Source organism: Streptomyces sp. NPDC102406 (assembly GCF_044765725.1).
Classification (GTDB): domain Bacteria; phylum Actinomycetota; class Actinomycetes; order Streptomycetales; family Streptomycetaceae; genus Streptomyces.
Genome location: NZ_JBIWKP010000001.1, coordinates 755,810 through 769,021, shown reverse-complemented (window position 1 = coordinate 769,021; position 13,212 = coordinate 755,810). Strand labels below are relative to the sequence as shown.

The following is a 13,212-nucleotide window of genomic DNA, read 5'->3' as shown; positions in this document are numbered from 1 at the left end:
GTGTGGCGGGGTTCAGTCGCCGTACAGCTCGGGGCGCCGGTCCCCGAACACGTCGTTGTGGGCGCCGAGCCGCTTGTCGCGGGCGCTCGCGAGGTCGCAGGGGGCGAGCAGCAGGGCGGGGCCCTCGGTGGGCGTGTGCCCGGCGAGCGGGAAGCCGTCCGGGTCGACGATGACGGAGCCGCCGGTCCAGGTGACGCCGCGCTCCTGCCCCGCGCGGTCGCAGGCGGCGACGTACATCCGGTTGACGGCGGCGTCGGCCTGGACGCGGACGACCTCGCCGGGGCGCTCACCGGCCGGGCGCGGGAAGAGCGGCCAGTTGACGGGGGCGCACAGCAGCTCGGCGCCGGCCAGGGCGGTGCGCCGGACCCACTCGGGGAACTCGACGTCGTAGCAGACCATGACGCCGATCCGGCCGACGCCCTCGATGTCGACGACGGGCGGCGCTTCGTCCCCGGGGACGAAGAAGTCCTTCTCGGTGCCGAAGAGGTGGGCCTTGCGATAGACGGCGCGGACGGTGCCGGTGGGGTCGATGAGCACGGCCGAGTTGCGGACCAGCCCCTCCTCGTCCAGTTCGGCGAGGCCCGCGACCAGCGTCACCGCGTGCCGGCGCGCGGCGGCGGACCAGGCGGTGACGGTCGGGCCCGTGACCGGTTCGGCGAGGGCGCGGGCCTCGGCGGCGTCCGCGAACACGTAGCCGCTGTTGGCCAGCTCGGGGAGCACGACGACGCGGGCCCCGGCCGCGGCGGCGGCCTCGACGGCCTCCTCGGCCGCGGCGAGGTTCTCGGCGACGTCCCCGACGCCGAGGGCGAGCTGCGCACAGGCGACTGTGGTCGTCACGTTCCAGCACCTTCCGGTTCGACCTCGGACCCACTCCAGGATGCAGGGGGAACCTAACCGCGGGCGAGCGGGCGGCTCGATGGCCCTGGGGGAGAATCGTCTCGGCTCTCATGGACATGGTGTCCAGGGGCGCCCGCGCCGTCGGTGACACTGGACGTATGGCGCTGCTCCTCTCCGACCTGGTCGAACGGCCCGGACTGCATCTCTCCGTGGCCGCGTGCCCCGAGCACCTGGACCGGCCGGTGCTCGCCGCGCACGTCTCGGAGCTGGTACGTCCTGGCCCCTGGCTCCAGGGCGGCGAACTCCTCATGACGATCGGGCTGCTGCTGCCGATGGAGGCGGACGCCTGCCGCGCCTACGTCGACGACGTCACGGCCGCGGGAGCGCACGGGCTGGCCCTCGGGCTCGGCGCGGACCTGCCGCACCAAAAGGCGCCGGGACCATTGGTGGCGGCGGCGCGGGAGGCGGGTCTGCCGCTGCTCACGGTCGGCGAGGAGGTGCCGTTCATCGCGGTGACCAAGGCGGTGTTCGCGGCGCAGGCCGCCGAGCAGCGGGCCGCCGTGGAGCGGGCCTTCGAGACGCAGCGCCGGTTGACCGCGGCGGCGGTTGCGGGCGGCGGCCTGACCCCGACGCTGGACGCGTGGACCTCGGCCACCGGCGTCCGCGCCCAGGTCACCGACCCCCTCGGCCGCGTCATCGCCACGGCCTCCGCCGCCGCGCGGGACCACGACGCCCCGGGCCCGGGGCCGCGGCAGGAGCCGGACGCCGACCACGCCGACCTGTTGCGGCGGGTGGCGAAGGGCGGGCTGCGGGCCAGCGCGGTCGCGCCGGGCGTGGAGGTGCAGCCGCTGGGCGCGCGTCGGCTGCGCGGGATGCTGGTGCTCGTCGGCGATCCCGGCCCGGATGCCCGGCTGCTGATCTCCGGCCTCGTCTCGCTGCTCTCCCTCGAACTGGAGCGCCGCCACCTCGCCGACGAGCCGGAGCGCCGCCGCAGGGCCGGTCTCCTCGGCCGTCTCCTCGACGCGTCGACCACCGGCGAGCAGGCCGCCGACGTGCTGGCGGAGGCGGGGCTCGCGGCGGACGCGGTGCGGGGCGTCGTGGTGGCGGCGCCCGGTGCCGAGGCGGCCCGCGAGATCGCCGCTGACCTGGCGCTCGCCGTGCCGGGCGGTCTCACCCGGACCCGCGGCGCGCTCGTCGAGGCGGTGGTCGGCGACGGCCTCGACCCGGAAGCGGCCCTCGGCCACTTCGCCCCCGGCTGCCCGGCGGGCATCGGCGCGGCGGTGCCGCCGGGCGCGGCCCGCACCTCGCTCCTGGAGGCGGGCGGCCTGCTCGAACTGAGCCGCACGGCCGGTCACCCGGTCCGGGCCCGCGAGGACCGTTCCAGCGCGCTGCTGCTCGACCTCGGTGACCGGGCGGCGCTCACGGGCTACGCGGACGCGCTCCTGGGGCCTCTCGACACGGCGGACCCCTCCGGGGCGCTCACCCGGACCCTGGCCGCCTGGCTGGACAGCGGCAGCTCCTGGGACGAGACGGCCCGTCGCCTCGGCCTGCACCGGCACACCGTCCGCAACCGCCTCGACAAGATCGCCCGGCTCACGGGCCGCCGCCTCGACGACGGCGACGACCGCTTCGACCTGTGGCTCGCGCTCCGGGCGCGGCGGGCGGCGGGCGGCGCGGGTGACCCACGCGACAGGTCCACCCGACGGAATCGATCAACGCCCTTCGGCGCCGCTGGGCACAATAGGGAGCATGCCGATACCCGGGATTCCCAGTGACAGTCCGACCCGTGCCGCCCTGACCGAGCACCTCGTCCGCACCCGTATCGCGGGCGACGTGGCCACTCCCCGCGAGAACAACCTCTCCCACTACCGCAAACTCGCGAACGGCGACCGGCACTACTGGCTGGGCCTGGAACTCGGCGACCGCTGGACCGACGAGCAGGACGTGCTCGCCGTGATGGCGGAGCGCTGCGGTGTCGTCGACGACCCGGAGCACCGGTTCGGCCAGGACACGATCGACCCGGAGCTGACGGTCGACGCCCTGGAGCGGATGGCGGGCCGGCTGCGCAAGGCGGCCCAGGACCGGCAGCGCGTCCTGCTGGCCACCGGTCACCCCGGCGGCCTCCTCGACGTGCACCGGGCGACGGCCGCGGCCCTGCGCGCCGCGGGCTGCGAGATCATGGTGATCCCCGAGGGCCTGGCCACCGAGGAGGGCATGGTCTTCCAGTTCGCCGACGTGGCGATGCTGGAGCGCGGCGCGACGCTGTGGCACACGCACTCCCCCGACCCCATGACCCGGATCCTCGACGGCCTGGAGCGCGAGGGCCGCCCGCTGCCCGATCTGGTCGTCGCCGACCACGGCTGGGCGGGCTGCGCGGCCCAGCGCGGACTCGACTCCGTCGGCTACGCGGACTGCAACGACCCGGCGCTGTTCCTCGGCGAGGCGGAGGGCACCATGCAGGTCACGGTCCCCCTGGACGACCATGTGACGAGCCCGCGCCACTACGACCCGTTGACGGCCTATCTGCTGGACTGCGCGGGGCTGCTCGGTTAGACGCCGTCCCGCCGTAGGGCTTCACGCACGCGTGCGGCCGACCCGCCGTCGTGGCTGGTCGCCACGAAACCCGCACCCGCGCACACACATGAAGCCCTACGTCGACCCGGCGCACCCCTAGAACGGCCGCAACCCTTCCTCCCTGCGCTGGGCGAACCCGGGCGTCGGGTCCAGGTACACCCGCCGCACCGCGGGAAACCGCTCCCGCAGCCGCCGCGCCGCGTCCTCGCAGGCCCACTCGATCTGCGCGGCGGTGGACGCGTCCCGGAAGTCCACCTTCGCGGCGACGAGCGCCTCGCGGGGCCCTTGCACGAGCGTCGTCAGTTCGAGGACCGCCTCGACGTGTTCCCCGGCGAGCAGGATCGACCGGATCTCGGCCCGGACGGACGTGGGCAGGGGGCGTCCCACGAGCAGCTCGATGTTGGAGCGGCCCAGGACCCAGGCGACCCAGAGCAGCAGTGCGCCGATGCACAGCGACGCGATCCCGTCCCACGCCCCGGAGCCGGTGAGCTGCCCGCCGAGCAGGCCGCCCGCGGCGAGCAGGAGGCCGGCGAGCGCGGCGCTGTCCTCCAGGACGACGGCCTTCACGGCGGTGTCGGGGGTGTGGCGCAGATACGTACGGACGGGCGCGCGGAAGCGGGCGGCTTCGCCGCGCGCCTGTTTGACGGCGGTGCGCAGCGAGAAGCCCTCCAGCAGGAAGGCGACGGCCAGGACGATGTACGACACCAGGGGGTCGCCCAGCTCCTCGCCCGCGACCAGGGTGTGGACCCCGTCGTACAGGGAGAAGACGGCGCCGCCGACGAACGTGGCGACGGCGGCGAGCAGGGCCCAGACGTAGCGTTCGCCGCCGTAGCCGAGCGGGTGTTCCTCGTCGGCGGGTTTCTCGCTCCGCTTCAGGGCGGTGAGGAGCAGCAGTTCGGTGATGGTGTCGGCGAACGAGTGCGCCGCCTCGGAGAGCATCGCGCTGGAGCCGCTGATGACTCCGGCGACCGCTTTGGCGAGCGCGATCCCGAGGTTCGCCGCGGCGGCGACGATCACGGTGAGGACGCTCTCCCCACCACCGGTCTCTTCCTCCGCACCCGCATCCTGAGCCCGTAGATCCATGTACGGGACCGTATGTCCGATCAGCGCGGAACGCGAACGACGCCTTCCTGGATGACGGTGATCGCGAGCCGTCCGTCCCGGGTGTAGATGCGGGCCTGCCCGAGCCCGCGACCGCCGGAGGCGGACGGCGACTCCTGGTCGTACAGCAGCCATTCGTCGGCGCGGAACGGCCGGTGGAACCACATCGCGTGGTCGAGGGAGGCGCCGACGACGTCCCCGACGGCCCAGCCGCCGCGCCCGTGCGCGAGCAGCACGGAGTCGAGGAGCGTCATGTCGGAGACGTACGTGGCCAGGCACACGTGCAGCAGGTGCTCGTCGCCCGCGGTGACGCCGTCGAGCTTGCCGTTGGTGCGGAACCAGACCTGGGAGCGCGGTGGCTGCGGCTGGCCCACGAAGGCGAACGGCGGGGCGTCCACGTAGCGCAGGTCGACGGCCTCGCGCGCTTCGAGGAGGCGGTCGACGACGCCGGGGTCGACGAACGCGTCGGCGTAGCGCGGCAGCATCTCGGCGGCGGTCGGCAGCGTCTCCGGGTCGGGCGCGTCCGGCATGGCGGCCTGGTGGTCGAGCCCGTCCTCGTACGTCTGGAAGGAGGCCGAGAGGTGGAAGATCGGCTGCCCGTGCTGGATGGCGACGACGCGGCGCGTGGTGAAGGAGCGGCCGTCGCGGATGCGGTCGACGGTGTAGACGATGGGCGCGCCCGGGTCGCCCGCCACGAGGAAGTAGGCGTGCAGGGAGTGGGCGAGCCGGTCCGCCGGGACGGTGCGTCCGGCGGCGACGAGTGCCTGCGCCGCCACCTGCCCGCCGAAGACGCGCGGGACCACGGCGGACCGGGACTGGCCGCGGAAGACGTCCTGCTCGATCCGCTCCAGGTCGAGCAGATCGAGCAGGGACTCAAGTGCCTGGTTCATACCGGTAGTTGTACTGGCCTGTCCTGCTCGGTGTGCGAAGTGCGGGTTACAGGCCCATGTTCTTCGCGATGATCATCTTCATGACCTCGCTGGTGCCGCCGTAGATGCGGTTGACCCGGTTGTCCGCGTAGAGGCGGGCGATCGGGTACTCGTTCATGAAGCCGTAGCCGCCGTGGAGCTGGAGGCAGCGGTCGATGACGCGGTGGGCGACCTCGGTGCAGAACAGCTTGGCGGACGCGGCCTCGGCGGCCGTCAGCTCACCGGCGTCGAGGGCTTCCAGGGCGCGGTCGGCGACGGCCTCGGCGGCGTCCACCTCGGCCTGGCAGGCGGCCAGCTCGAACTTGGTGTTCTGGAAGGACGCGACCGGCTTGCCGAAGACGGTGCGCTCCTGGACGTACTCCTTGGCGAACCGGACGGCGGCCTTGGCCTGCGCGTACGCGCCGTAGGCGATGCCCCAGCGCTCGGAGGCGAGGTTGGTGCCGAGGTAGCCGAAGCCCTTGTTCTCCTCGCCGAGCAGGTCCTCTGCGGGCACCTTCACGTCGACGAACGCCAGCTCGGCGGTGTCGGAGGTGCGCAGGCCGAGCTTGTCGAGCTTGCGGCCGATGGAGTAGCCCTCGGACTTGGTGTCGACGGCGAACAGGGAGATGCCGAAGCGGCGGTCGTCCTCGCGCGGCGCGGAGGTGCGGGCGCAGACGATGACGCGGTCGGCGTGGACGCCGCCGGTGATGAAGGTCTTGGCGCCGTTGAGCACGTAGTGCGTGCCGTCGTCGGAGAGCTTGGCGGTGGTCTTCATGCCCGCGACGTCGGAGCCGGTGCCCGGCTCGGTCATCGCCAGGGCCCACATCTCCTCGCCGGAGACGAACTTCGGCAGGTAGCGCTTCTTCTGCTCGTCGGTGGCGAGCATCTTGATGTAGGGCAGGGCGAGCAGCACGTGGACGCCGGAGCCGCCGAAGGAGACACCCGCGCGCGCGGTCTCCTCGTACTGGATGGCCTCGAACTTGTGGGTGTCCAGACCGGCGCCGTCGAACTCCTCGGGCACGTTGATGCCGAACAGGCCGAGCTCCGCCATCTTGGCGTACAGCTCGCGCGGCACGACGCCCTGCTGGAACCACTCGTCGTAGTGGGGGACGACCTCGGCCTCGATGAAGGCGCGCAGGGTATCCCGGAACGCCTCGTGGTCCTCATTGAAAACGGTACGGCGCACGGAGAACTCTCCCTCTACGACGGTCTCTGAACGATCTCTACGACGCTCTCTGCACAGTGCACAAACGCGACTAAGCGCTTGCTCAGAGCACGTTACCCGTCAGTTACGAGAGCGTCCAGAGATGCACGTCACTCCCCCGGCCCGTCCTGCGCCGCAGCCGCCGCGAACGCCCCGCGCGCCAGCTTGTGCAGCAGCCCCGCCGTCGCGGTCCGCCCCGGCAGGGAGCCGGGGCGGCTCAGGTGCGGCGTGGAGTTCAGCAGGCCGAAGACCGCGTGCACGGCCACGCGCGCGTGCGGCTCGGCGAGTGCGGGATAGACCTTGCGCACGCAGTCCACCCACAGCTCGACGTACTGGCGCTGCAACTGCCGCACCAGCTTGCGGTCGCTGTCGCGCAGCCGGTCCAGCTCCCGGTCGTGCAGCGTGATCAGGTCGCGGTCGTCGATCGCGAAGTCGATGTGCCCTTCGATGAGCGAGTCGAGCAGCGCGTCGGGCCCGTCCTGCGCCTCCGCGACGCGCCGCTTGGCGCCGGTCATGAGCTGCCCGCTGATCCCGACGAGCAGCTCGGCGAGCATCGCGTCCTTGCCCGCGAAGTGCCGGTACAGACCGGGCCCGCTGATACCGACGGCGGCGCCTATCTCATCGACACCGACGCCGTGGAACCCGCGGTCGGCGAAGAGCCGCGCGGCCTCCTTGAGGATCTGCTCGCGGCGGGTGGGGGCGTCGGTTCTGGTGGCCATGAAAGCAATTCTAGACAGGGAGGTTAGCGACCGTTAACCTGACCGGAGCGAGGTTAACGGTCATTAACGTCGGTGGACGTCGTCGCCGCCTTTTTCATTGTTGGTGAGGAGACCGCAGGATGCACGAGGCACCGGAGCTGACGAGCGCGGCGGACCCCGCGTCGGAGGCGTGGCGGGCCAATGAGGCGGCCCACCGGGCGCTCGGCGAGGAGCTGCGCGACAAGCTCGCGGCGGCCCGCCTCGGCGGCGGCGAGAAGGCCAGGGCGCGGCACACCGCGCGCGGCAAGCTGCTGCCCCGCGACCGCGTGGACACACTGCTCGACCCGGGCTCCCCGTTCCTGGAGCTGGCGCCGCTCGCGGCGGACGGCATGTACGGGGGGCAGGCCCCGGCCGCCGGGGTGATCGCGGGGATCGGCCGGGTCGCGGGCCGGGAGTGCGTGGTCGTCGCCAATGACGCGACGGTCAAGGGCGGCACGTACTACCCGATGACGGTGAAGAAGCACCTGCGCGCGCAGGAGGTGGCCCTGGAGAACCGGCTGCCCTGCGTCTATCTGGTGGACTCGGGCGGCGCGTTCCTGCCGATGCAGGACGAGGTGTTCCCCGACCGCGAGCACTTCGGGCGCATCTTCTACAACCAGGCGCGGATGTCGGGCGCGGGCATCCCGCAGATCGCGGCGGTCCTCGGCTCGTGCACGGCGGGCGGCGCGTACGTCCCGGCGATGAGCGACGAGGCCGTCATCGTGCGCGAGCAGGGCACGATCTTCCTGGGCGGCCCGCCGCTGGTGAAGGCGGCCACCGGCGAGGTGGTGACCGCCGAGGAGCTGGGCGGCGGCGAGGTGCACTCCCGCGTCTCGGGCGTCACGGACCATCTCGCCCAGGACGACGCGCACGCGCTGCGCATCGTCAGGACGATCGTCTCGACGCTGCCGGAGCGCGGGCCGCTGCCGTGGTCGGTGCGGGCGGCGGTGGAGCCGAAGGTCGACCCGGCGGGTCTGTACGGGGCGGTGCCGGTCGACTCGCGCACCCCCTACGACGTACGGGAGGTCATCGCGCGGATCGTCGACGGCTCGCAATTCGCCGAGTTCAAGGCCGAGTTCGGGCAGACGCTCGTCACCGGGTTCGCGCGGATCCACGGGCACCCGGTCGGCATCGTCGCCAACAACGGCATCCTGTTCTCCGAGTCCGCCCAGAAGGGCGCCCACTTCATCGAGCTGTGCGACCAGCGCGGCATCCCGCTGCTGTTCCTCCAGAACATCTCGGGCTTCATGGTCGGCCGGGACTACGAGGCGGGCGGCATCGCCAAGCACGGCGCCAAGATGGTCACGGCGGTGGCCTGCACGCGCGTACCGAAGCTGACCGTCGTCATCGGCGGCTCGTACGGGGCGGGCAACTACTCGATGTGCGGGCGCGCCTATTCGCCGCGCTTCCTGTGGATGTGGCCCGGCGCCAAGATCTCCGTGATGGGCGGCGAGCAGGCCGCGTCCGTGCTCGCCACCGTCAAGCGCGACCAGTTGGAGGCGCGCGGCGAGACCTGGCCCCCGCAGGACGAGGAGTCCTTCAAGGAGCCGATCCGCGCCCAGTACGAGACACAGGGCAGCGCCTACTACGCGACCGCGCGCCTGTGGGACGACGGAGTGATCGACCCGCTGGAGACCCGCCAGGTCCTCGGCCTGGCCCTGACCGCCTGTGCCCACGCGCCCCTGCCGGAGAAGTCCGGCGGGTTCGGCGTCTTCCGGATGTGAGGGGAGGTACGACTGTGACCACGACCTTGTTCGAGACGGTCCTCGTGGCCAACCGCGGCGAGATCGCCGTCCGCGTCATCCGTACGCTGCGGGAGCTCGGCATCCGCTCCGTGGCGGTGTACAGCGACGCCGACGCCGACGCGCGGCACGTGCGCGAGGCCGACGAGGCGGTGCGGATCGGACCGCCCCCGGCCGCCGAGAGCTATCTGTCCGTGGAGCGCCTGATCGAGGCGGCGCTCGCCACCGGCGCGCAGGCGGTGCACCCGGGATACGGGTTCCTCGCGGAGAACGCGGGCTTCGCGCGCGCCTGTGAGAAGGCGGGCCTGGTCTTCATCGGCCCGTCGGCCGACGCGATCGCGCTGATGGGCGACAAGATCCGGGCCAAGGAGACGGTCCGGGCGGCCGGGGTGCCCGTGGTGCCGGGCGGCCGGGACCCCGACCTCGCGGACGCGGCGCGCGAGCTGGGCGCCCCCGTCCTGCTGAAGCCGTCCGCGGGCGGCGGCGGCAAGGGCATGCGCCTGGTGCGCGACCTGACCGCCCTGGAGGAGGAGATCGCCGCCGCGCGGCGCGAGGCCCGCGCCTCCTTCGGCGACGACACCCTCCTGGTGGAGCGGTGGATCGACCGGCCGCGGCACATCGAGATCCAGGTGCTCGCCGACGCCCACGGCAATGTGGTGCACCTGGGCGAGCGTGAGTGCTCCTTGCAGCGCCGCCACCAGAAGATCGTCGAGGAGGCGCCGAGCGTCCTGCTCGACGAGGCCACGCGCGCGGCGATGGGCGCGGCGGCCGTGGACGCGGCGCGCAGTTGCGGCTACCGGGGCGCGGGCACGGTGGAGTTCATCGTGCCGGGCAGCGACCCCTCGGCGTACTGCTTCATGGAGATGAACACCCGCCTCCAGGTCGAGCATCCGGTGACCGAGCTGGTCACGGGCCTGGACCTGGTCGAGTGGCAGGTCCGTGTCGCGGCGGGCGAGCCGCTGCCCTTCACCCAGGACGACATCGCACTGACCGGGCACGCGGTCGAGGCGAGGCTCTGTGCCGAGGACCCCGCGCGCGGCTTCCTCCCCTCTGGCGGCACGGTCCTCGCGCTGGGCGAGCCGGACGGCACGGGGGTGCGCGTCGACTCAGGGCTCAGCGAGGGCACGGAGGTGTCCTCCCTCTACGACCCGATGCTGGCGAAGGTCATCGCGTACGGCCCCGACCGGGCGACGGCGCTGCGTAGGCTGCGGGCGGCGCTGGCCCGGACGGTGACACTGGGCGTGCCGACGAACGCCGGGTTCGTGCGCCGCCTGCTGGCCCACCCGGACGTGGTGGCGGGCGAGTTGGACACCGGCCTCGTGGAGCGCGCGGTGGACGGCCTGGTCGACCCGGAGGTCCCGGCGGAGGTGTACGCGGCGGCGGGCGCCCTGCGCCAGGAGCGGCTCGCGCCGGCCGCGGGCGCGGGCTGGACCGACCCGTTCGCGCGCCCCGACGGCTGGCGCCTCGGCGGTGACCCCGCCTGGACCGTGCACCACCTGCGCGTGGCGGGCCACGACCCGGTCGAGGTGCGGGTGCGCGGCGCGGAGGTCCTGGTCGACGGCGTGCCGACGCAGCCGGCCCGGCTGACGGCCGTCGCCGGTGACTGGCTGGGCCGCGACGGAGACGCCTGGCAGGTGCGGGACCACGACCCGGTGGCGGCGAGCCTGACCGGCGCGGGGGCGGGCGGCGCCGGTTCGCTGACCGCGCCCATGCCCGGCACGGTGACGGTGGTCAAGGTGGCGGTCGGCGACCGGGTGGCGGCGGGCCAGAGCCTGCTGGTCGTGGAGGCGATGAAGATGGAGCACGTCATCGCGGCCCCGCACGCGGGCGTGGTGACGGAGCTGGACGTGACCCCGGGCACGACGGTGGCGATGGACCAGGTGCTGGCGGTGGTGGACCCCCTGGAGGAAGCCCCGTCAGGGGCGCGGGGAGCTGCGCGCTCCGCCACGACGGCGCACCCGCCGACGAACCGCACCCCCAACGGCGAGGAGGCGTCGGCATGACCCCGGAACTCCCCATGGTGGTCCCCGCGGACGACCTGCCGGAAAAGGTCCGTATCCACGAGGTCGGCCCCCGGGACGGCCTGCAGAACGAGAAGTCCACGGTCCCCACGGAGGTCAAGGCGGAGTTCGTCCACCGCCTCGCCGGGGCCGGTCTCACCACCATCGAGGCGACCAGCTTCGTGCACCCCAAGTGGGTGCCCCAACTGGCCGACGCGGAGGCCCTGTTCCCCGCGCTCCGGGATCTCGGGGGCGTCCACCTCCCCGTACTCGTACCGAACGAGCGGGGCCTGGACCGCGCGCTGGCCCTCGGCGCGAGCCGCGTCGCCGTCTTCGCCAGCGCCACCGAGTCCTTCGCCAAGGCGAACCTGAACCGGACGGTGGCGGAGTCCCTCGCCATGTTCGAACCGGTCGTGGCCCGCGCCAAACAGAGCGGGGCGCACGTGCGCGGCTACCTCTCCATGTGCTTCGGCGACCCCTGGGAGGGCGCGGTCCCGGTCCCGCAGGTCGTGCGCGCCGCGCGGTCCCTGATGGACCTCGGCTGTGACGAGCTGAGCCTCGGCGACACGATCGGTGTGGCCACACCGGGCCATGTCACCGCCCTGCTCGCCGAGTTGAACGCGGCGGGTGTCCCGACGGACCGTGTCGGCGTCCACTTCCACGACACCTACGGGCAGGCGCTCGCCAACACCCTGGCGGCGCTCCGGCACGGCGTGACGACGGTGGACGCATCCGCGGGCGGCCTCGGCGGCTGCCCGTACGCGAAGAGCGCCACCGGCAATCTCGCCACCGAGGACCTCGTCTGGATGCTGCACGGCCTCGGCATCGAGACCGGCGTCGATCTCGGCCGTCTCAGCGCCACCAGCGCCTGGATGGCCGGCCAGTTGGGCCGACCCAGCCCGTCCCGCACCGTCCGCGCCCTGACCCACCAGGAGCAGTGAGTACACGATGGACCACCGTCTGAGCCCCGAGCTCGAAGAACTCCGCCGCACGGTGGAGGCCTTCGCCCACGACGTCGTCGCCCCGAAGATCGGCGACTTCTACGAGCGCCACGAGTTCCCGTACGAGATCGTCCGCGAGATGGGCCGCATGGGCCTGTTCGGGCTGCCCTTCCCCGAGGAGTACGGCGGGATGGGCGGGGACTACTTCGCGCTCGGCGTCGCCCTGGAGGAGCTGGCCCGCGTCGACTCGTCCGTGGCGATCACGCTGGAGGCGGGCGTCTCGCTGGGCGCCATGCCGCTGCACCTGTTCGGCACCGAGGAGCAGAAGCGGCAGTGGCTGCCGCGGCTGTGCGCGGGCGAGATGCTGGGCGCGTTCGGGCTCACCGAGCCGGACGGCGGCTCCGACGCGGGCGGCACCCGCACCACGGCGGTGCGCGACGGTGACGAGTGGGTGATCAACGGCTCGAAGTGCTTCATCACCAACTCGGGGACCGACATCACGGGCCTGGTCACGGTCACCGCCGTCACGGGGCGCAAGCCGGACGGCCGGCCGCTGATCTCCGCGATCATCGTGCCCTCCGGGACGCCGGGCTTCACCGTCGCGGCCCCGTACTCGAAGGTCGGGTGGAACGCGTCGGACACGCGTGAGCTGTCGTTCTCCGACGTCCGCGTCCCCGCGGCGAACCTGCTCGGGGAGGAGGGCCGGGGATACGCGCAGTTCCTGCGCATCCTCGACGAGGGCCGTGTCGCGATCTCCGCGCTCGCCACCGGGCTCGCCCAGGGCTGTGTGGACGAGTCCGTGAAGTACGCGCGGGAGCGGCACGCGTTCGGCAAGCCGATCGGCGCCAACCAGGCCATCCAGTTCAAGCTCGCCGACATGGAGTTGCGGGCGCACATGGCGCGCGTCGGCTGGTACGACGCGGCGTCGCGGATGGTCGCCGGGGAGCCGTTCAAGAAGGAGGCGGCGATCGCCAAGCTCTACTCCTCGACGGTGGCGGTGGACAACGCGCGCGACGCGACGCAGATCCACGGCGGCTACGGCTTCATGAACGAGTACCCGGTGGCCCGGATGTGGCGCGACTCCAAGATCCTGGAGATCGGCGAGGGGACCAGTGAGGTGCAGCGCATGCTGATCGCGCGGGAGCTGGGCGTGAGCGCCTGAATCACG

Annotated in this window: 11 protein-coding genes; 6 read left to right on the top strand and 5 right to left on the bottom strand. The window is 72.9% G+C overall.

The genetic code is table 11. The annotated features are described in order from the left end of the window. Window positions 1-12: 12 nt before the first annotated feature. Window positions 13-837 carry a nitrilase-related carbon-nitrogen hydrolase gene (locus tag ACIRF8_RS03670; protein WP_404210446.1) on the bottom strand — a complete coding sequence of 275 codons (825 nt, stop codon included), beginning with the start codon at window positions 835-837 and terminating at the stop codon, window positions 13-15. Between the two features lie 158 nt (window positions 838-995). Here ACIRF8_RS03670 and ACIRF8_RS03665 point away from each other — a divergent pair, with 158 nt between their 5' ends. Continuing rightward, window positions 996-2,612, top strand: a complete 1,617-nt coding sequence (locus ACIRF8_RS03665; RefSeq protein WP_404210444.1) for a PucR family transcriptional regulator — start codon at window positions 996-998, stop codon at window positions 2,610-2,612. Further along, on the top strand, window positions 2,587-3,390 hold the full coding sequence (locus ACIRF8_RS03660; protein WP_404210442.1) for a phosphatase: 804 nt from the start codon (window positions 2,587-2,589) through the stop codon (window positions 3,388-3,390). The genes ACIRF8_RS03665 and ACIRF8_RS03660 overlap by 26 nt, the downstream gene beginning before the upstream one ends. 117 nt (window positions 3,391-3,507) lie before the next feature. Here the strand turns inward: ACIRF8_RS03660 and ACIRF8_RS03655 are convergent, their stop codons facing one another. The 4 genes from ACIRF8_RS03655 to ACIRF8_RS03640 all read right to left on the bottom strand — a co-directional run bounded on the left by ACIRF8_RS03655 (window position 3,508) and on the right by ACIRF8_RS03640 (window position 7,343). Further along, complete coding sequence (locus ACIRF8_RS03655) at window positions 3,508-4,494, bottom strand: cation diffusion facilitator family transporter (RefSeq protein ID WP_404210440.1); 987 nt, start codon at window positions 4,492-4,494, stop codon at window positions 3,508-3,510. A gap of 20 nt (window positions 4,495-4,514) precedes the next feature. Continuing rightward, window positions 4,515-5,402, bottom strand: a complete 888-nt coding sequence (locus ACIRF8_RS03650) for an acyl-CoA thioesterase (RefSeq protein ID WP_404210438.1) — start codon at window positions 5,400-5,402, stop codon at window positions 4,515-4,517. A gap of 46 nt (window positions 5,403-5,448) precedes the next feature. After that, window positions 5,449-6,606 carry an acyl-CoA dehydrogenase family protein gene (locus ACIRF8_RS03645; RefSeq protein ID WP_404210437.1) on the bottom strand — a complete coding sequence of 386 codons (1,158 nt, stop codon included), beginning with the start codon at window positions 6,604-6,606 and terminating at the stop codon, window positions 5,449-5,451. Window positions 6,607-6,734: 128 nt separating this feature from the next. After that, entirely contained in the window at window positions 6,735-7,343 is a 609-nt protein-coding gene (locus ACIRF8_RS03640; protein WP_404210435.1) for a TetR/AcrR family transcriptional regulator, read from the bottom strand. Between the two features lie 119 nt (window positions 7,344-7,462). Here ACIRF8_RS03640 and ACIRF8_RS03635 point away from each other — a divergent pair, with 119 nt between their 5' ends. Genes ACIRF8_RS03635 through ACIRF8_RS03620 form a run of 4 tightly spaced genes read left to right on the top strand, consistent with a single transcriptional unit; the run spans window position 7,463 to window position 13,206 of the window. After that, the gene (locus ACIRF8_RS03635) at window positions 7,463-9,085 is read left to right on the top strand and encodes a carboxyl transferase domain-containing protein (RefSeq protein ID WP_404210433.1); all 1,623 of its coding nucleotides are present in this window, start codon (window positions 7,463-7,465) and stop codon (window positions 9,083-9,085) included. A gap of 26 nt (window positions 9,086-9,111) precedes the next feature. Further along, window positions 9,112-11,106: a biotin carboxylase N-terminal domain-containing protein gene (locus tag ACIRF8_RS03630; protein WP_404212263.1), complete on the top strand. Its 1,995-nt coding sequence runs from the start codon at window positions 9,112-9,114 to the stop codon at window positions 11,104-11,106. Further along, window positions 11,103-12,044 carry a hydroxymethylglutaryl-CoA lyase gene (locus ACIRF8_RS03625; RefSeq protein WP_404210431.1) on the top strand — a complete coding sequence of 314 codons (942 nt, stop codon included), beginning with the start codon at window positions 11,103-11,105 and terminating at the stop codon, window positions 12,042-12,044. The genes ACIRF8_RS03630 and ACIRF8_RS03625 overlap by 4 nt, the downstream gene beginning before the upstream one ends. Window positions 12,045-12,051: 7 nt before the next feature. After that, window positions 12,052-13,206 (top strand): acyl-CoA dehydrogenase family protein, encoded by a 1,155-nt coding sequence (locus tag ACIRF8_RS03620; protein WP_404210429.1) that lies wholly within the window; start codon window positions 12,052-12,054, stop codon window positions 13,204-13,206. The last annotated feature ends 6 nt before the right edge of the window (window positions 13,207-13,212 follow it).